General features: G+C 64.9%; 15 protein-coding genes. 9 read left to right on the top strand and 6 right to left on the bottom strand.

Going from position 1 to position 18172, the window contains the following annotated elements; genetic code table 11:
* Positions 1-15 precede the first annotated feature (15 nt).
* The 6 genes from HV753_RS13495 to HV753_RS13470 all read right to left on the bottom strand — a co-directional run bounded on the left by HV753_RS13495 (position 16) and on the right by HV753_RS13470 (position 5729).
* A complete protein-coding gene (locus tag HV753_RS13495) occupies positions 16-567 on the bottom strand; it encodes an electron transporter SenC (RefSeq protein WP_175174994.1) in 552 nt (183 codons plus the stop codon).
* Complete coding sequence (locus HV753_RS13490; RefSeq protein ID WP_175174993.1) at positions 567-1952, bottom strand: GldG family protein; 1386 nt, start codon at positions 1950-1952, stop codon at positions 567-569. Before HV753_RS13490 ends, HV753_RS13495 begins: the two co-directional genes overlap by 1 nt.
* Complete coding sequence (locus tag HV753_RS13485; protein ID WP_175174992.1) at positions 1949-2662, bottom strand: ABC transporter permease; 714 nt, start codon at positions 2660-2662, stop codon at positions 1949-1951. The genes HV753_RS13490 and HV753_RS13485 overlap by 4 nt, the downstream gene beginning before the upstream one ends.
* Positions 2659-3648: an ABC transporter ATP-binding protein gene (locus tag HV753_RS13480; protein ID WP_175174991.1), complete on the bottom strand. Its 990-nt coding sequence runs from the start codon at positions 3646-3648 to the stop codon at positions 2659-2661. Before HV753_RS13480 ends, HV753_RS13485 begins: the two co-directional genes overlap by 4 nt.
* An 11-nt stretch (positions 3649-3659) precedes the next feature.
* Positions 3660-4526: an N-acyl homoserine lactonase family protein gene (locus tag HV753_RS13475; protein ID WP_175174990.1), complete on the bottom strand. Its 867-nt coding sequence runs from the start codon at positions 4524-4526 to the stop codon at positions 3660-3662.
* A gap of 294 nt (positions 4527-4820) precedes the next feature.
* Positions 4821-5729 (bottom strand): LysR family transcriptional regulator, encoded by a 909-nt coding sequence (locus HV753_RS13470; protein WP_175174989.1) that lies wholly within the window; start codon positions 5727-5729, stop codon positions 4821-4823.
* Between the two features lie 121 nt (positions 5730-5850).
* Here HV753_RS13470 and HV753_RS13465 point away from each other — a divergent pair, with 121 nt between their 5' ends.
* From HV753_RS13465 to prpF, 9 genes are all read left to right on the top strand, one after another.
* Positions 5851-6444, top strand: a complete 594-nt coding sequence (locus HV753_RS13465; protein ID WP_175174988.1) for an amino acid synthesis family protein — start codon at positions 5851-5853, stop codon at positions 6442-6444.
* Entirely contained in the window at positions 6441-7226 is a 786-nt protein-coding gene (locus HV753_RS13460; RefSeq protein WP_175174987.1) for an alpha/beta fold hydrolase, read from the top strand. The genes HV753_RS13465 and HV753_RS13460 overlap by 4 nt, the downstream gene beginning before the upstream one ends.
* A 48-nt stretch (positions 7227-7274) precedes the next feature.
* On the top strand, positions 7275-8246 hold the full coding sequence (locus tag HV753_RS13455; protein WP_175174986.1) for a Bug family tripartite tricarboxylate transporter substrate binding protein: 972 nt from the start codon (positions 7275-7277) through the stop codon (positions 8244-8246).
* An 88-nt stretch (positions 8247-8334) separates the two neighbouring features.
* A complete protein-coding gene (locus HV753_RS13450; protein ID WP_175174985.1) occupies positions 8335-9189 on the top strand; it encodes a PA3715 family protein in 855 nt (284 codons plus the stop codon).
* Positions 9190-9268: 79 nt separating this feature from the next.
* Positions 9269-11161, top strand: a complete 1893-nt coding sequence (locus HV753_RS13445) for a sigma-54-dependent Fis family transcriptional regulator (RefSeq protein WP_175174984.1) — start codon at positions 9269-9271, stop codon at positions 11159-11161.
* A 256-nt stretch (positions 11162-11417) separates the two neighbouring features.
* Complete coding sequence (locus HV753_RS13440; protein WP_175174983.1) at positions 11418-13220, top strand: NAD(P)/FAD-dependent oxidoreductase; 1803 nt, start codon at positions 11418-11420, stop codon at positions 13218-13220.
* A 140-nt stretch (positions 13221-13360) separates the two neighbouring features.
* Entirely contained in the window at positions 13361-14071 is a 711-nt protein-coding gene (locus HV753_RS13435) for a GntR family transcriptional regulator (protein WP_175174982.1), read from the top strand.
* Positions 14071-16686 carry a Fe/S-dependent 2-methylisocitrate dehydratase AcnD gene (gene acnD, locus HV753_RS13430; RefSeq protein ID WP_175175442.1) on the top strand — a complete coding sequence of 872 codons (2616 nt, stop codon included), beginning with the start codon at positions 14071-14073 and terminating at the stop codon, positions 16684-16686. The genes HV753_RS13435 and acnD overlap by 1 nt, the downstream gene beginning before the upstream one ends.
* A 79-nt stretch (positions 16687-16765) precedes the next feature.
* Positions 16766-17950, top strand: coding sequence for a 2-methylaconitate cis-trans isomerase PrpF (prpF, locus tag HV753_RS13425; protein WP_175174981.1), 1185 nt, complete (start codon positions 16766-16768; stop codon positions 17948-17950).
* Positions 17951-18172 lie beyond the last annotated feature (222 nt).

Here is an 18172-nt window from a genome sequence, read left to right as displayed (position 1 = left end):
TAGAGTGGCCGCTGGCTAGGGGGTTTCCGCACGGGGGTTTACCTGATGCATCACTGCCATTGGCGCCCGGGTTTGGTAGTCGGGGATGATGCGGATCTGCGCTTCGTCGGGCAATTGCACATATCGGCCTAGTCCATCCGGCGCCAGCGCCCCGACCTTCATTCCGGCAAGACGTGCGCCCGTGGCATCGCTGATGTCGATGCGCAGTTGGGGCGGGTTCAATCCGTATGGCTGATCTGGATGGGGCGCCAGCACCCGGTCGCTGCGGGCTTGCGAGAACAAGGCCAGAAAATCCGCCGCATCGAAGCCTTCAGCAATGCTTGCCGGCGTCGCGGTCCAACCCGTGTCGCCGCGAGTCAGCGTGACCGTGGTGGTGGGCGTCGTTAGCGTCACCTTGGCGGCCTGCCCCGCATTCCAGGCGTACAGCCGGGCAGGCTTTCCGGCGTCATCGTGCACATGCGTATGGCCATCGTGCGCGGCCGGGGCCTCGGCGGCGTCCTGCCATTGCCAGGCCGACAGGGCGACGCCGGCCACCAGCAGCAGTAGCCATCCGATGTGCGGGCGCATCACCGGCGCCTCCACCACAGCAGCAATCCCGTCATCAGCGCCAGCAGAGGCAAGGCGACCGTGCTGGTCCAGAACACCGCCCGCATCTGACGGTTGGTGAGTTCGACGCGGCGGCCTTCATAATGGCGCGGCCGGATCGTCAGCAAAGCGTCTTCCCCCGCCAACAGCGTCACCGCGCTGGTGAACAGCGCGCCGTTGCCCAACGTAGCGAAATGGCGGTTGGTGGCAAAGTCGCTGTCACCCGCCACCAGCAGCGTCGGGTGCGCCGCGCCCTCCGCGCTGGCCGCTTGCGCGTTGCGCGTGGCCAGCGCCATCAAGGTATAGCGCGACGCCGGCTGGCCAGGCAGATGCGCCTGGCTGGATGTCTGCGCCAAGGGCGTGACGACCACGCCCTTGGGCAGGCTATCGCCAGCAGGCTCCAGCCCACTGGCGCCGGGAAAGAAACTAAGCGGCAGCCCGCGCGTCATCTTGTGGCGCGTGTAGTCGCTGACGGCTGGACTGCCCGGATCATTGCGGTAATGGCTGCCCGGGTCCGCCAGCGCACCGGGGGGCCGCGCAATGCCGAAATCACTCAGCAGCGCGTCCAGTCCGTGGTTCGTATCCGGCTCCAGCAGCAGCAGGGTCTTGCCGCCTGCTGCGGTCCAATCGCGCAATGCCTGGGCGTCGTCTTGACCGAACGGCGCGCGCGGGCCTGCCGCCACCACCACCGCGCAAGCAGGTAGCGCTTGCGCCACACTGCCAGCGTTCACGCTTCGGGTGGAAAACCCCAGCGTCTGGAGCGCGTTGCGGGCCATCGCCATGCCATGCTGTTCATGGACCTCCACGCGGGCAACCAGGTTTTCGTCGTCGCCATGGTCTTCCAGGTCGTCCAACGAAGTCAGACTGTCCAACACGGCTTCGCGATGCCCCTGCGTGAAGCAGACCGTCTGCGCGCCACGCTGGCTGATGCGGATCAACGCATTGGTGAAGTCGGTTTCGGTACCGCCATTGATCGTCAACTTCCGGGAATCCGAATGCAGCACCGCGCTACCCGCGAACTGAATGCCCGCTTCGCGCGCATCGGCGGGCCGCAGCGCCGGGTCCACGCCGCGCACGCGGATCAGCGGGTTGGCATGCTGGTACTGGCGCAGCAGCTCCAGCGCATCGACCATGCTTTTGTTGCGCAAATCGTAGAACCACGTCACCTCAACCGGCTGCTTGATCTGGCGCGCGACTTCGATGCTCTCGGGCGCCAGGCTGTAGAGCCGTTGCGCGGTCAGATCCATCCGCCCCAGGTGACGGGACGTCCACAGGTTCAGCGCCAGCAATAACGCAGCGACGGCCAGCAACGGCAACCACAGCAACAACCGTCTGCCCGCGCGCCGCCACACCGGATGCGGGTTCATCGCAGTCTCCAGCGTTTCAGGTTGACCGCCGCGATCATCAACGCCAGCATCGTAAGGCTGGCCAGCATCACCGTGGCAGGCCCGGGCAGCACGCCACGGATGAAGTCCACGTGCTGAGCCGACAAGGACAGCGCCTGGAAGAACGGCGACAGCGCGGGGAAGGCGTCCAACGCGGCGGGGTAGTCGATGAACCACAGCAACACCAGAATCCCCCAGGTGGCACTGGCGGCGACAATCTGATTGGTGCAAGTGCTGGATACCGCGATGCCGATCGCCAGGAACAACGCGCCGTACAGGAACACGCCAACATAGCCGCCGACGATCGGCCCGTAATCCGGCTGTCCATACCAGGCCAGCGGCAGTACCGCAGCAGTGGTGCCGGCCAGCATCAGTGCCAGCACCGTCAGCCCGGCCGCATACTTGGCGGCAACCAGCGTGGCGTCCGACAAGGGCAAGGTCAGCAGCAGCTCCAGCGTGCCTTGGCGTGCCTCTTCGGCGAACGCCCGCATGCTGACCAAGGGCATCACCAGGATCAGCAGGATCGTCATGTTGTGAAACGCCGTCACCATCTGGCCCGTGCTGACGAAGAACAGATTGAAGCTGAACAAGTAGCCCGACAGCCCCCAGAACACAGCGACCACCACCAAGGCCACCGGTGACCCGAAATCCGTTCGCAGCTCCTTCCGGTACAGCGCGCCAAATCCTTTCATGCCTGCCTCCGGATTACGGGATCGTTCGGCGCCAGCGCCGCCAACAGCCGCGTTTCCACCGCGTCCTGCAAGGACAGCACCGCACGCAATTCCGCGTGCACCAGCACAATGCGCAGCACGGCGTCGCACGTTGCGCCGCTTGCACCACTTGCGTCGGCGCGGGCCATATCCTTGGCATTCGTATCCCAGCTGATGCGCCATTTGCTGCATGCGCCATCCAGCGCGGTGACGTCCACACCGCGCACGCCCGGGCAGGCGGACAAGGCCGCGTGCAAAGCCCCGTGGTGCGCCGTGGGCAACGCCAGCTTCAGCTGCAACGCCGCCTGCGCGTCCCCCAACGCAGCGTCTTCCACCAACCGGCCCTGCCGCAAGATGACGATGCGCGTGCACAGCGCCTCCACTTCCTGCATCAAGTGGCTGCTGAAAACGACAGCCCGTCCCTGCGCGCAGCGCCGGATCATCGCGCGCGCTTCCACAATCTGCACGGGATCCAGGCCGTTGGTAGCTTCGTCCAGCAACAGCACCGGCGGATCGTGCAACACGGCTTGCGCCAGCCCGACACGCTGGCGCTGCCCCTTGGACAGCCGGCCGATCACGGTGCGCGCCACGGCTTGCAAGTCAAAACCATCGATGGCGCGTTCGATGCTTTGGCGGCGCATGCCCGCCCCGCCCGCCACCTTCACGCCCGCCCCGAACTCCAGGTACTGCGTCACCGTCAACGATTCATAGAGCGGCGCGCGCTCTGGCAGGTAACCGATGTCGGCGTTGCCGCGCCCCGGTGCCGGGGCGTGGCCCCGAATCGTGACGCGGCCGCTGTCGGGCGTGTAGAACCCCGCCATCAGGCGCAGGGTGGTGGTCTTGCCGCTGCCGTTCGGCCCCAACAGGCCCACGATTTCACCGGGCCTGACGGACAGGCTCAGGGAATGCAGGACTTGGCGGGGTCCGAACGACTTGCAGACCTGGTGCAATGCAACAGCCGGCTGCATGGCCATGCCCGTCAGTCGAAGACTTTGGTTTTGGCGTTCTGCGCGTGCTGCTCCGCGTCATGGCTGTACCAAAGCTTGCCCTGGCGCGCGTCACGGATCTGCTTCAGGCGGTCAATCGCCTGCATCGAGGCCGCCGTGTTCCACGTGATGCCAGGAATCACGCCCGCCTCGTTCTCGCCCGTGTAGATCGCGTCTGCCGCCAGCAGCACCGTGCCGGTGTTCTTCAGTTTCACCTGCAAGGACTGGTGGCCCTGCGTGTGGCCCTTGGTGTCCAGCAACACGATCGAGCCGTCGCCAAACAGGTCGAAGTCGCCTTCCACCTGGATGAAGTCGTAGTCGCGCGTGGTGTCGAAGTCCTTCATCACGTAGGCGGCCCGCTGGAACTTTTCCGGCCACCAGGCGGCGCGCAACTCGGCCTTCTGCACAACGTGCCTGGCGTTGGGGAACATCTTGATGTTGCCGGCGTGATCCAGATGGAAGTGGGAGTACACGACGTACTTCACATCGCTGACGTCAAAGCCTGCCGCCTTCAACTGGCGGTCGACGACTTCGTCGCGGCCCTGGATGGAATTGAATGCGCCGCACAAGCCCTGGCCCCAATAGTTGGCGCAGTTGCCGTCGGCGGTGGCCTGGTTCATGCCGGTATCAAACAGCACCAGGCCGCGCGGGTGTTGAATGACATAGGCCGGCACGGGGATCTTGATCTTGGTGCCCACGTCCACCATGGCGGTCATGAAGCCTTTGTCCAGCTCGATCTTGCCGACGGATAGCTGCATCAGTTTGATGTCCGGCGGCGCATCGGCGGCATGCGCCGCGCCCCCCGCCATACCCGCCGCCACACCCACCGCGCCTACAAACGACTTCCAGCTCTTGCTCATTGTTGTCTCCTCGGACCAACAGGGAAAGCCGCTGCCTGCTGGCGGCGGCCGATAGCGAGCTGCCCGGTGTATCCCGGGCTGTCTACTTCGATAGGTTTCGTCTGTGCGGGGGCTGCGGCAGGCGGCGGTGACACCCGCAGCCTGGGACGGCATCTGTCGGCCGTTTTCTCTGTTGCGCACTCTGACGCAGCGCCGAGGGGCTGCCAATCAAGGAATGCTTAAGCTGGGCTTCACGGACGCCGAAGGGGGGTGGGAACCCTTACCGCTCAAGCAGCCCTGCGGATCGCGCCCGACCTACACCAGCACCGCACCCTTGCGTCGCGTGAATTGGGCCAGCGATTGCAGCGCCAGCGCGTGCATGGCTGCTACCGACGGCAACAGTGTTTCTTCTTTGCGGGTCAGAACGCCCACGATGCGCTCCACCGTGGGCTCGGCCAGCGGCACGAATGCCAAGCCGGTGCTGACGGCGGGGCGAGCCAACACCGGCAGCACGGTCACGCCCAGGCCGCTCACCACACTTGCCAACAGCGAGGCGCGGTTGGACACCACCATTGCCGGGTCATCGATGACGCGCCCCAACTGCTGATTCCTCAGCGTGTCGAAAGTGGCGTTGCCAATCAGTCGTTCGGCTTCCAGGGCGGACCAGGGCACCGGGCCGCGACGCCGTGCCAGCGGATGGCTCTTGCGGCAGACCAATCCGAACGCATCGCGCGCGACCGGCGTGAACGCCACCTCGGCGGTACGCGGCACCTGCCCAGCCACGCCAACCTGCACTTCACCGTTCAACACCAGCCGGTGCACGTCCTGCGACGACTCGTCCACGGCCCGAATGCGGATGTCGGGATGGCTGCGCGCATAGCGCGCCAGCAGCCGCGGCAGCCACTCATCCGCCAGCGATGGCATTACCGCCAACGACACTGGCCCGGTATTGCCCATGCCCAACTGGCGTGCGGCATCCAGCACGCGGTCGTGCGTGGACAGCAGTTCGCGAAACAACGGCGCCACCGCCTGGCCCAGTGGCGTCAATTGCGCCCGCTTGCCTGCCTCGAACAAGGGTGCGCCCAGTTGCTGTTCAAGATCCTGCATGGCGGCCGACACCGCCGCCTGCGATCGATGGGTACCCTCGGCCGCCAAGCGAAAACTACCGTGGTCGGCAGCCAGTAGAAACTGGCGCAGGTGCTGGATCTTCAGGGGCGATGGCATGGCGGAGGCGGATTGAATTCAGATTTTCCGAAATTAACTTACGTTAATTTGGATTGTCAAAATTCAACCCGCAATTCAACAATGCATGCATCGTTCATCACGCAGGCATTGGAGCAATGGCATGGCTTTGCAAGTACGCAAAATCGTCAGTTACGTAGAGAAGACCCACATTGAAGGCGGCAAGGCGGCCGAGCGCCCGCTGATCATGATCGTCGCGGCCGCTGTCATCCGCAATCCATGGGCAGGGCTGCCCTTCCAGGAAGATCTGCGGCCGCAGATTCTTGAAAATGCACCGCCTCTGGGCGAACTGCTGGTGGAAGAAATCCTGCGCCAGGCAGGCGGCGCCGACCAGATCGAGGCCTACGGCAAGGCCGCCGTGGTGGGCACCGCTGGCGAAGTCGAGCATGCGTCGGCGCTGATCCATACGCTGCGCTTTGGCAATGCGTACCGCAACGCGGTGGGCGGAACCAGCTACCTGAGCTTCACCAACATGCGCGGCGGCCCTGGCTGCGTGATCACGGTGCCGTTGATGCACAAACTGGACGAAGGCCTGCGGTCGCACTACCTGACCGTGCAGACCACCATCGCCGACGCCCCGGCGCCGGATGAAATCGTAGTCGCACTGGGTGCAGCCACGTCGGGCCGCCCGCATCACCGCATCGGAAACCGCTACTCCGACTTGCAGGAACTGGCGCAAGAGGCGCAACCGAAATGAGCATCCAACGTCAGCGTTCCGGCCGCGGCGAACCGCTGGTGCTGCTGCACGGCGTCGGGCTGGATCACACGCTATGGAACGACCTGGCGCCGTTGCTGGAACCGCATTTCGACGTGCTGCGCTACGACCTGCTGGGTCACGGCGCGGCCCCCGCTATCGAAGGCCGGGCGGGGATCCGGGATTTCATTGCGCAGCTGGATGCGGAACTGGATCTGGCCGGCTGGCCCCAAGCGAACCTGCTGGGATATTCCATGGGCGGGCTGGTGGCAGGCGCCTATGCAGCCGCCCGGCCAAGCCGGGTCTCGCGGCTGATCCTGTTAAGCACCGTGTTCCAGCGCACGCCTGACGAAGTCCGCGCGGTGACGGCGCGATTGGCGGCTGCCGCCACTCAGGACCCGCAGGCCGCTGCGGCGATCTCGCTGGAACGCTGGTTTACCCCGGAATTCCAGGCCGCGCGCCCCGAGCGCGTCGCAAGCATCGGACAACGGCTGATCAACAACGACCGCGCCAACTTCCTGGCCGCCTACCGACTGTTCGCGGAAGGCGACACGATTCTTGCGCAAGCCGCGCCCGCGATCGAACGGCCGACGCTGGCGATGACTGGCAGCGAGGACGTGGGGTCCACCCCGCGCATGACCCGCGACCTGGCGCAAGCGCTACCCAATGCCCGCGCGCAGGTGGTGCCTGGCCAGCGGCATATGCTGCCGGTGGAGGATCCCGCCATCGTGGCCTTGGCGCTGCAAGGCTTTTTACTGCCGCAAGACGCCGAATCGTCCGCCTGACAGAGACGATCGGCCAGGCCCCAAGGTGTGGAGACGGAGACAAACAACATGAATCGCAGAACCCTATTGAAGCAGTTGGCCATCGGCTCGATGGCGCCCATGGCTCTGACGTTGAGCCGCATGGCCGTGGCGCGCGAAGCGCCGCTGCGCGTCATCGTCCCCTTTCCGCCCGGTGGAGGCACCGACGTGCTGGGCCGCGTCATCGCCGCCACGCTGGAAGGCGCGCTTGACCGCTCCGTCATCGTTGAAAACAAGCCCGGCGCCAGCGGCATGCTGGGAGCAGACTACACCGCCAATGGCGCCAAGGATGGCAGCGTGCTGCTATTTGCCGGGCTGGTGCCATCGGTACGCTATTACGCCCGCCCGCCTGAAGACGTGCTCAAGCAGTTGGCGCCCGTCTGCCCGATCGCGCGCTCGCCCTATATGGTGGCCGTCAACAGCGATCTGCCCGCCAAGACACTGGCGGAACTGGTGGCCCAGGCCAAACGGGAACCCAAGGGGCTGACGTTCGGATCACCGGGCAACGCCACGCCGCAACACCTGGCCACCGAACTGTTGCAAGCCGCCTGCGGCATCGACATGCTGCATGTGCCGTATCGCGGCACAGGCCCCATGATGACTGACCTCTTGGGTGGGCAGATTCAACTGGTGGTGGCCACGGTTGCCGCCGTCGAACCTTATTTGAAAAGTGGCCGGTTGCGCGTGCTGGCCGTGACCAGCCGCGAGCGCCTGGCGAAATACCCCGACATTCCCACCATCGCGGAAAGCGGTTACGCCGGCTTCGATGCGCAGATTCAATTCGGCACCTACTGCGCGGCGGGCACGCCCGAAGCCACGATTGCTGCGCTGAATCAGGGCATCAACCGCGCGCTGCAAACCGACGCCGTCCACGCCAAGCTGGCCGAACAGGGGTTCCAGCCGACCGGCGGCACGCCCCAGCAGTTGCAACAGGCGTTGCTGTCCGAAATCCGCGACGTGGCCGGGCTGGTGAAGGCAGGCAAGGTGCGGGTGGACTTGTAGCGATCTGTAGCGGCCGGTAGCGAAAGGGACGCAACGCTGGCAGATGGCGTGATTAGAATTCGGTCTTCTTCATCCCTGCCCGCCTACGATGCCCCGCCCCCTATCCTTCTTGACCGGCGCCCTGACCTTGTCCGCCCTGTTGACGGGTGGCGTGGCGCACGCCGCAAGCGGCCCTTGCCCCGAGGCGGCCGACATCGTGCGAACCGTATATCAAAACCAGGACAAGCCCGACCGCGAAGGCCGCATTCGCTTGAAGCAAGCCCACGCCATCGTGACGCTGTCTGACGCGGACGTCGGCGCGCCCTTCGCGGTGGCCTGCAAGGCCTGGCCGGCCAACCCAGACTTGCTGCTGGTGGCGGTGCCGTTGATGCAAGACACGCCCGACCCCGAAAACGGCCACGAAGGCGATCTGGAAGTGCTTGTGCTGGACCGCCAGACGCTGCAAGCGCGGCAGCGCCGCACGCTGGTTGACCTGATGTCGGACGATGCCTTGCGCATTGCCAGCCTGTCGTTCGATACGGCGCGTTATGACCTCACGGCCGACCGCCGTGCGTTTGGTATCCGCATCGAACGCGAAGGCGCCTCGCGCGCCAACCCCATGGACGAAACCAGTTTGCGGCTCTTCACCGTGGAAGACAACGAATTGCGCCTGGTACTCGACGGCCTGATCGTCAACCACTCGTCCGGCCAGTGGGACACCAGTTGCGCGGGAAAATTCACGGAACGCGCGGTGAGCCTGTCGATAGGCACGGCGCAAACCAAGGGCTACCGCGACTTGGTCGCCGCCGACTCACACTCATCCAGTCGCGCTGCGGTGCAGCAAGGCGGTTGCGAAGAAAAAACCGTCAGCCAGGGCAAGACGCGCCACACGCTGCGCTTTGACGGCAACCGTTATCGGATTCCCAAAGCGCTGCGGTCGATAGACAGCGAGACCGCTGGATAACCACCATTTACAAGCGGGTCCGTCTCTGGGCATGCTGCCTTGCTGATCCGGCGTAGATCGGGCGCAACATGGAGACGACATGCCTAGTCAGGAATCCCTGCATTCCGCCCATATCCGCGAGATCGAACAAGTCGGCCAGGGTCGCCCCACGCAACGCGACGCACACGTCGTGCGCAGTTGGCTGCGCTGCCTGGATCAGTACCAACTGGACCCGGCCCAGGCGTGCGAGGCCTATATCGTGCCGGACGGGCGGCTGCGAGAACATCGCCAGCAATCCGAAGCGCTGATCAGCATTGCCCGCACCGGCCTGGATCACCTGTTTCGGCAAGTCGCCGGCCAGAACTATGTGCTGCTGCTGGCCGACCGCCAGGGCGTCACCGTGGAATTCCTGGGCGACCCGTTACAGACTGACAAGCTGCGCAAGGCCGGCCTGTATCTGGGGTCGGAGTGGTCAGAGCCACGCGCAGGCACCTGCGCGGTGGGCGCCTGCCTGGAAACGGGCGAAGCGCTGACCATCCATCAGACTGACCATTTCGACAACACGCACACGCCGCTGTCCTGCACGGCCGCCCCCATCTACAACGCAGACGGCGAACTAGCCGCCGTGCTGGATATTTCACTGCTCAGTTCGCCCAGCTTGAAAGCCAGCCAGAACCTGGCGCTGCATCTGGTCAACAGCACCACGCGCCGCATCGAACTGGCCAATCTGATGGCGCGCACGCGCAATGAATGGGTGTTGCGCTTTGCCCGTTCGCCCGAGTTCCTGGATGTGGACCCGGAAGCGGCCATTTCGCTGGATGGCAGCGGGCGCATCCTGGGCATGACGCATTCCGGCGCCAAGCTGCTGGCGCGCGCGGCCGGGCTGGACTGGCGCAACCCCGCCAGCCTGATCGGCCAATCCGTCACGCGCTTCTTCGAGGTGCAGCTGGATGACCTGCCCCAATTCACGCGCGGCCGTGCGCCGCAAGACCGCCTGATCGTCGCGCGCGACGGCAATGCGTTGTTCGCGCACGCCATCGAACCCAATCGGCATGCCCGCAGTGCCACGATCGCGGTTCGCGCCTCGCCATCCGCCTTGCGCGGCCTGGACGGCGGCGACGCAAGAATGGCGGCATTGCAGACGCGCGCCGCCAAACTAGCGCGCCAAGGCCTGCCCATCTTGCTGCAAGGGGAAACCGGCGTGGGCAAGGAATACCTGGCGCGCGCCATTCATGAAGACAGCCGGCGTCCGGGCCGCTTCGTTGCCGTGAACTGCGCGGCGATCCCTGAATCGCTCATTGAAAGCGAATTGTTCGGGTATCTGCCGGGCGCCTATACCGGCGCGGCGCCCAAGGGCCGCAAGGGCCTGATTGAGGAATCCGACGGCGGCACGCTGTTCCTGGACGAGATCGGCGACATGCCGCTGACGCTTCAAAGCCGTCTGCTGCGTGTGCTGGCGGAATCGGAAGTCACGCCCATCGGCGCCAACGCACCGCGCGCCGTACGCCTGACCCTGGTGTCGGCGTCCCACCGGGATCTGGCCGCCCGGGTACGCGAAGGACATTTTCGCGAGGATCTGTACTACCGCATCAATGCAGCCACCTTGACGGTGCCACCGCTGCGTGACCGGCAGGATCTGGACTGGTTGATCGCCCGCATGTTGGCGCGGCATCAGGACGAATCCGGAGCGCCGGTCTTGTCGCCCGAGGCATTGTTGGCGTTGAAGGCCCATACGTGGCCCGGCAATATCCGCGAACTGGCCAACGTGATCGCGGTGGCCGCCGCCTTGTGCGAGCACGGCGTGATCGAACTTCAGGACCTGCCCGACACGCTGGCGCCGATGGGCCGGGCGATCACCGCGGAAGAGGCCACGCTGCGCGCGGCCTTGGCCAACTGCGCCGGCAATGTGTCCGAGGCCGCCCGGCGCCTGGGCGTGGACCGGTCAACGGTCCATCGGCAGATGCGGCGCTACGGCCTGTCCTCGCGGCGCTGACCTCAAGGGGCCGCCACACCCTGCCGCCACAGGTGTGGCATCTGCAACAGCGGCTTCCGGCGGCGCAATGCCGCCTTGCCCGCGACAGCGCGGCTTTGCGCCCGCTGGCGCAAGGTGGCACGGCAATTGCATATAGACCGGAGACGCCACCCGCCGAGACAGGCTGGGGAGTCAACGGCCCGGACGGAGTCCATAAGAGATCCGCCATCGGGTTCGCCACGCCAACGACTGCCCTTGAAGGGCAAGGAGACAAGATATGCCGACCGATCACGCCGAAGCCGCGTTGGATGCCGTGCTCGCGCGTCTGAACACCGCGCTGGGTAACAAGGACGTCGATGCCGTTGCCGCGCTGTTCCAGGACGATTGCTACTGGCGCGACCTGGTGCTGTTCAGCTGGAACCTGCGCACGCTGGAAGGACGCGATCAGATCCGCGACATGCTGACGCAGCAGTTGTCGCAGGTGGAACCGGTGCGCTTCACCCGCGACGACCGCGAAGCCGTGTCCGACGAAGGCGGCCTGTTGCAGGCCTGGCTGCACATCGACACCAATCTGGCGCGCGGCTATGGCCATATCCGCGTCAAGCACGGCAAGATCTGGACTTTGCTCACCACCATGTCCGAGCTCAAGGGCCATGAGGAACCCAGCGGCACGCGCCGTCCCAAGGGCGCGGAACACGGCAGCAGCCGCGAACGCCTGACGTGGCAGGAAAAGCGTGAGCGGGAAGCGGCGGAACTGGGCTACACCACGCAGCCATATGTGCTGATCGTCGGCGGCGGCCAAGGCGGCATCGCCCTGGGCGCGCGGCTGCGCCAACTGGACGTGCCCACCATCATCATCGAAAAGAACGAGCGCGCCGGCGATAGCTGGAGGAAACGCTATAAGTCCCTGTGCCTGCATGACCCGGTCTGGTATGACCACCTGCCCTATATCCCGTTTCCCGAGAACTGGCCCGTCTTCGCGCCCAAGGACAAGGTCGGCGACTGGCTTGAGATGTACACCAAGGTGATGGAGCTGAATTACTGGACCTCCAGCGTCTGCGAGTCCGCCCGCTATGACGAGAAAAAGCAGGAATGGGAAGTCACGGTGCAGCGCGACGGCAAGCCCGTGGTGCTGCGGCCCAAGCAACTGGTGCTGGCCACCGGCATGTCGGGCAAGCCGAACATCCCGCGCTTTCCGGGTCAGGACGAATTCCGGGGCGAACAGCAACATTCGTCTCAACACCCCGGCCCCGATGCGTATCGCGGCAAGAACGTCGTGGTGATCGGCGCCAACAATTCCGCCCACGATATCTGCGCGGCGCTATGGGAAGGCGGCGCCAACGTCACCATGGTGCAGCGTTCGTCCACCCATATCGTGCGGTCGGACACGCTGATGGACATTGGTCTGGGCGGCCTGTATTCCGAACAGGCGCTGGCCAACGGCATGACGACGCGCAAGGCGGACCTGACCTTTGCGTCGCTGCCCTACAAGATCATGGCGCAGTTCCAGATCCCGCTGTATGAACAGATGCGCGAGCGCGACGCCGAGTTCTACGGCAAGCTGGAAAAAGCAGGTTTCATGCTGGACTGGGGCGATGACGGCTCTGGCCTCTTCATGAAATACCTGCGGCGCGGCTCGGGCTACTACATCGACGTGGGCGCCTGCGACCTGATCATCGACGGCAGCATCAAGCTGCAATCTGGCACGGACGTCAGCCATCTGGCGCGCGAGGCCGTCGTGCTGAAGAATGGCGTCACCCTGCCGGCGGATCTGGTGGTCTACGCCACCGGCTATGGCTCGATGAACGGCTGGGCCGCCGACCTGATCAGTCCGGAAGTAGCCGACAAGGTAGGCAAGTGCTGGGGCTTGGGTTCGGATACCACCAAAGACCCCGGCCCCTGGGAGGGCGAACAGCGCAACATGTGGAAGCCTACCCAGCAGGAGGGGCTGTGGTTCCACGGTGGCAACCTGCATCAGTCCCGCCATTATTCCCAGTATCTGTCCCTGCAATTGAAGGCGCGGCAAGTGGGGTTGCCCGTGCAGGTCTACGGGGTGCAGGCGGTCCATCACAAGCGGTAGCGCGCCCGCGCACCCCTCTCGCAGGCGGCCTTCGGGCTGCTTGCGCCGGAGCCTTGCTCAAGGTAAATTGTTGACAATCCAGCGTCTCGGGACGCTTTAATTCAAATATTTCCGCTAAAAACGGAAGGATTGTTGACACTATGAGCAAGGTGCTGGCGATGCCGGCCGCCCCGCCCGGCGATGGCGAAACGCTGTCGGATCACATTTTCAAGAAGATCCAGTCCGCCATCGTCAAGGGCGAGATCGCCCCGGGCAGCAAGATTTCCGAACCAGAACTGGCACGGCAGCATGGCGTCAGCCGGGGGCCGCTACGCGAAGCCCTGCATCGGCTGGAAGGCCAGAAGCTGCTGGTGCGCGTGCCGCACGCCGGCGCGCGCGTCGTGTCGCTATCCCAGCAAGAACTGTCCGAGCTCTACGAAATCCGCGAATCGCTGGAAGGCATGGCCTGCCGCCTGGCCGCCGAACGCATGCCGCCGTCCGAAATCGCAGAGCTGCGCGGCGTGCTGGAAGCACACGAGCGCGACGCCGCCTTTCAAGCCGGCCTGGGCTACTACCAGCAGGAAGGCGACTACGATTTCCACTATCGCATCGTCAAGGGCAGTGGCAACCAGATGCTGTTCCGCATGCTGTGCGACGAGCTCTACCAGCTGGCGCGCATGTACCGCATCCAGTATTCGACAACGCCCAACCGCCCCCGGCAGGCCTATGCCGAACACCACCGCATTCTTGACGCCATCGCCGACCGCGATGGCGAGCTGGCCGAAATCCTGATGCGCCGCCACATCCGCGTATCCCGTATCAACATCGAACAACAGATCGCCCAGAGCAACCTGCGGCGCACGGAGGCATGATGAATCACTCGTATCGCAAGACCCTGCCCGGCACCCGGCTGGACTATTTCGACGCCCGCGCTGCGGTCGAGGCCATTGCGCCTGGCGCCTATGCCGGCCTGCCCTACACGTCCCGCGTGCTGGCGGAAAACCTGGTGCGCCGCTGCGACCCGGCGATGCTGACCGACGCCTTGAAGCAGCTGATCGAACGCCGCCGCGACCTGGACTTTCCGTGGTTCCCCGCGCGCGTGGTCTGTCATGACATCCTGGGCCAGACCGCGCTGGTCGACCTGGCGGGCCTGCGTGACGCCATCGCCGAAAAAGGCGGCGACCCGGCCAAGGTGAATCCGGTGGTGCCCGTGCAACTGATCGTGGATCACTCGCTGGCCGTGGAATTCGACGGCAACGATCCCGACGCCTTCGCCAAGAACCGCGCCGTGGAAGATCGTCGCAACGAAGACCGCTTCCACTTCATCGACTGGACCAAGCAGGCCTTTCGCAATATCGAAGTCGTGCCGCCGGGCAACGGCATCATGCACCAGATCAATCTGGAGCGGATGTCGCCGGTGATCTACACGCAAGACGGCGTGGCCTTCCCCGACACGCTGGTGGGCACCGACAGCCACACGCCGCACGTGGATGCACTGGGCGTCATCGCAATCGGCGTGGGCGGCCTGGAAGCCGAAAACGTCATGCTGGGCCGTGCATCCTGGATGCGCCTGCCGGACATCATCGGCGTGGAACTGACCGGCCGCGCGCAACCGGGCATCACCGCTACCGATGTGGTGCTGACGCTGACCGAATTCCTGCGCCGCGAAAAGGTGGTCGGCGCCTATCTGGAGTTCTACGGCGAAGGCGCCGCCAGCCTGACGCTGGGCGACCGCGCCACCATTTCCAACATGGCACCCGAGTACGGCGCCACGGCCGCGATGTTCTCGATCGACCAACAGACGATCGACTACCTGCGCCTGACCGGCCGCGAAGACGAACAGATCGCACTGGTGGAAACCTACGCCAAGACGGCCGGCCTGTGGTCCGACAGCCTGAAGACTGCGGAATACGAGCGCGTGCTGCGCTTTGACCTGTCCACCGTGGTGCGCACGCTGGCTGGCCCGTCCAACCCGCATCGCCGCCTGCCGGTGGCAGATCTGGCCGAACGCGGCATTGCTGGCGTGGTGGAAAACGAGCCTGGCCTGATGCCGGACGGCGCCGTCATCATCGCCGCCATCACCAGTTGCACCAACACCAGCAATCCGCGCAACGTGATCGCAGCGGGCCTGCTGGCGCGCAACGCGAACCGCGCCGGCTTGAACCGCAAGCCCTGGGTGAAGAGCTCACTGGCCCCTGGCTCCAAGGCCGTGCAGTTGTACCTGGACGAAGCCGGCCTGACGGAAGATCTTGAAAAACTGGGCTTCGGCGTGGTGGCCTTTGCCTGTACCACATGCAATGGCATGTCGGGCGCGCTGGACCCGGTGATCCAGCAAGAGATCATCGACCGCGACCTCTACGCCACCGCCGTGCTGTCCGGCAACCGCAACTTCGACGGCCGCATCCATCCCTATGCCAAGCAGGCCTTCCTGGCCTCGCCGCCGCTGGTCGTGGCCTACGCCATTGCCGGCACCATCCGCTTCGACATCGAACGCGATGTGCTGGGCACGGGCGCCGATGGCCGCGAGATCCGTTTGAAGGACATCTGGCCCAGCGACGAAGAGATCGACGCCATGGTCAAGTCCGCGGTCAAGCCGGAGCAGTTCCGCAAAGTCTACGCGCCGATGTTCGGCATTCAGAACGACCGCAAGGCCGCCGTCAGCCCGTTGTACGACTGGCGCCCGCAAAGCACCTACATCCGTCGTCCGCCGTACTGGGAAGGCGCGCTGGCAGGCGAGCGCACGCTGCGCGGCATGCTGCCGCTGGCAGTGCTGGGCGACAACATCACGACCGACCACTTGTCGCCGTCCAACGCCATCCTTCTGGACAGCGCGGCGGGCGAGTACCTGGACAAGATGGGCCTGCCGGAAGAAGACTTCAACTCTTACGCCACGCACCGCGGCGACCACCTGACCGCGCAGCGCGCCACCTTCGCCAACCCCAAGCTCTTCAACGAAATGGTGACGAACGAAGACGGCACCGTGACGCAAGGCTCGCTGGCGCGCGTGGAACCGGAAGGCCAGGTCATGCGCATGTGGGAAGCCATCGAAACCTACATGGACCGCAAGCAGCCGCTGATCATCGTGGCAGGCGCCGACTACGGCCAGGGTTCGTCGCGTGACTGGGCTGCCAAGGGCGTGCGGCTGGCTGGCGTGGAAGCCATCGTGGCCGAAGGCTTCGAGCGCATCCATCGCACCAACCTGATCGGCATGGGCGTCTTGCCGCTGGAATTCAAGCCCGGCGTGAACCGCAAGACGCTCGCGTTGGACGGCACCGAAAGCTATGACGTCACGGGCGAACGCAAGCCGCGCGCCGACCTGACGCTGGTGATCCACCGCCGCAACGGCGAGACCGTTCAAGTGCCGGTGACTTGCCGCCTGGACACGGCCGAAGAAGTGTCGATCTACGAAGCCGGCGGCGTGCTGCAACGCTTTGCGCAAGACTTCCTGGAAGCCGAATCCGCCACTGGCGCCAAGCAAGCCAGCTAAATCACGACTCAACCGGCACAACCCGACAGGCGGACGCCACCGGCGCCCGCCCCTTATACCGAGACATCAGGACTGACCCATGGCCCATGCTCCCCAGACCAGGATTGCCGCCACCTACATGCGCGGCGGCACCAGCAAAGGTGTGTTCTTCAAACTGGACGATCTGCCCGAATCCGCCCGCGCGCCAGGCGCCGCGCGCGACGCGCTGCTGATGCGCGTGATTGGCAGTCCCGATCCCTACGGCAAGCAGATCGACGGCATGGGCGCTGCCACGTCCAGCACCAGCAAGACCGTGATCGTCGGCAAGAGCACGCAGCCAGATCATGACGTCGATTATCTGTTTGGCCAGGTGTCCATCGATCAGCCCTTTGTGGACTGGAGCGGCAACTGCGGCAACCTGTCTGCCGCCGTCGGCCCCTTCGCCATCACCAACGGCCTGATCGACCCCGCCCGCGTACCCGCCAACGGCATTGCCGTGGTGCGCATCTGGCAAGCCAACATCAAGAAGACCATCATCGCCCACGTGCCAATGACCGATGGCGCGGTGCAGGAGACCGGAGATTTTGAACTGGATGGCGTGACCTTTCCCGCCGCCGAATTGCAACTGGAGTTCATGGACCCGGCCGAAGACGGCGACGGCGGTTCGATGTTCCCCACGGGCAATCTGGTGGACGATCTGGAAGTCCCCGGCGTGGGCACGTTCAAGGCCACGATGATCAACTCGGGCATTCCGACGATCTTCCTGAACGCCGAGGCGCTGGGCTACCAGGGCACGGAACTGCAAGATGACATCAACAGCGACGCTGCCGCCCTGGCGCGCTTTGAGACCATCCGGGCGCATGGCGCGCTGCGCATGGGCCTGATTGAAAAGATCGAAGACGCTGCCGGCCGCCAGCACACGCCCAAGGTCGCCTTTGTCGCACCGCCCAAGGCCTACGAATCGTCCGCGGGCAAGCACATCGGCGAAGGCGATATCGATGTACTGGTGCGCGCGCTGTCGATGGGCAAGCTGCATCACGCCATGATGGGAACAGCATCCGTCGCCATCGCGACGGCCGCTGCGGTGCCGGGCACGCTGGTGAATCTGGCGGCGGGCGGCACCGAACGCGACAACGTGTGCTTCGGTCATCCGTCTGGCACGCTGCGCGTGGGCGCGCAAGCGCAATTGGTGGACGGAGAATGGAAGGTCACCAAGGCCATCATGAGCCGCAGCGCGCGCGTGCTGATGGAAGGTCGCGTGCATGTGCCACGCGCGGGCTTCTAGTCCCGCATCGAAACGATTTTCTCCTTGAAAACCCCTTTTTGCAGGGGTTTTTTTACATTTACATCGTTGAGCAAAGGCTCGTGATTTACATTTTTTTGGCAGTTTTTTCGGCCAGACGCTAGACCTCGCCGTCGACTGCCCCTATACTTAACAGATGATGTAACTCTTCACCGGACCCGTCCGATGCTTTGCCATCGAGGGTACCCGTCACACGGCCGCGCA

This window comes from Achromobacter pestifer (assembly GCF_902859625.1).
In the GTDB taxonomy this organism is placed as follows: domain Bacteria; phylum Pseudomonadota; class Gammaproteobacteria; order Burkholderiales; family Burkholderiaceae_B; genus Achromobacter; species Achromobacter pestifer.
The sequence above is the reverse complement of the archived record's forward strand: the minus strand, read 5'-3'. Positions and strand labels throughout refer to the sequence as shown.

Bases quoted from the DNA above. Each gene is read 5' to 3' on its own strand.
- HV753_RS13495 (WP_175174994.1), bottom strand. From the start codon at position 567: ATGCGCCCGCACATCGGATGGCTACTGCTGCTGGTGGCCGGCGTCGCC.
- HV753_RS13490 (WP_175174993.1), bottom strand. From the start codon at position 1,952: ATGAACCCGCATCCGGTGTGGCGGCGCGCGGGCAGACGGTTGTTGCTG.
- HV753_RS13485 (WP_175174992.1), bottom strand. From the start codon at position 2,662: ATGAAAGGATTTGGCGCGCTGTACCGGAAGGAGCTGCGAACGGATTTC.
- HV753_RS13480 (WP_175174991.1), bottom strand. From the start codon at position 3,648: ATGCAGCCGGCTGTTGCATTGCACCAGGTCTGCAAGTCGTTCGGACCC.
- HV753_RS13475 (WP_175174990.1), bottom strand. From the start codon at position 4,526: ATGAGCAAGAGCTGGAAGTCGTTTGTAGGCGCGGTGGGTGTGGCGGCG.
- HV753_RS13470 (WP_175174989.1), bottom strand. From the start codon at position 5,729: ATGCCATCGCCCCTGAAGATCCAGCACCTGCGCCAGTTTCTACTGGCT.
- HV753_RS13465 (WP_175174988.1), top strand. From the start codon at position 5,851: ATGGCTTTGCAAGTACGCAAAATCGTCAGTTACGTAGAGAAGACCCAC.
- HV753_RS13460 (WP_175174987.1), top strand. From the start codon at position 6,441: ATGAGCATCCAACGTCAGCGTTCCGGCCGCGGCGAACCGCTGGTGCTG.
- HV753_RS13455 (WP_175174986.1), top strand. From the start codon at position 7,275: ATGAATCGCAGAACCCTATTGAAGCAGTTGGCCATCGGCTCGATGGCG.
- HV753_RS13450 (WP_175174985.1), top strand. From the start codon at position 8,335: ATGCCCCGCCCCCTATCCTTCTTGACCGGCGCCCTGACCTTGTCCGCC.
- HV753_RS13445 (WP_175174984.1), top strand. From the start codon at position 9,269: ATGCCTAGTCAGGAATCCCTGCATTCCGCCCATATCCGCGAGATCGAA.
- HV753_RS13440 (WP_175174983.1), top strand. From the start codon at position 11,418: ATGCCGACCGATCACGCCGAAGCCGCGTTGGATGCCGTGCTCGCGCGT.
- HV753_RS13435 (WP_175174982.1), top strand. From the start codon at position 13,361: ATGAGCAAGGTGCTGGCGATGCCGGCCGCCCCGCCCGGCGATGGCGAA.
- acnD (WP_175175442.1), top strand. From the start codon at position 14,071: ATGAATCACTCGTATCGCAAGACCCTGCCCGGCACCCGGCTGGACTAT.
- prpF (WP_175174981.1), top strand. From the start codon at position 16,766: ATGGCCCATGCTCCCCAGACCAGGATTGCCGCCACCTACATGCGCGGC.